This window comes from Pseudoalteromonas byunsanensis (genome assembly GCF_001854475.1).
GTDB lineage: Bacteria > Pseudomonadota > Gammaproteobacteria > Enterobacterales > Alteromonadaceae > Pseudoalteromonas > Pseudoalteromonas byunsanensis.
In genome coordinates, this window is the sequence record NZ_MNAN01000004.1 from 364 (window position 1) to 627 (window position 264).

The 264-nt window shown below is 48.5% G+C and carries 1 protein-coding gene; it reads left to right on the forward strand.

Translation table 11 applies throughout. The features are described from left to right. The coding region (locus BIW53_RS20625) for a condensation domain-containing protein (protein ID WP_139158747.1) at positions 1-264 on the forward strand (264 nt) is incomplete at both ends.

Here is a 264-nt window from a genome sequence, read left to right on the forward strand (position 1 = left end):
GTGTCATTGCCACAGCAAGACATTGTGTATAGCGACTACGCAGCGTGGCAACGCAGCTACTTACAAGGAGAGACCCTTGAGCAATTACAAGCGTATTGGCTACAGCAGCTCGCAGGGATTGAACCGCTGCGTTTGTATACCGACAAGGTCAGACCGCCGGTACAAGATTTTAAAGGTCGAGATCACAGTTTTAGTTTAGATAGCGACCTGTCGGAGCAATTACGCAAGCTTGCCAAAACACAAGAAACAACCCTGTATACGGTG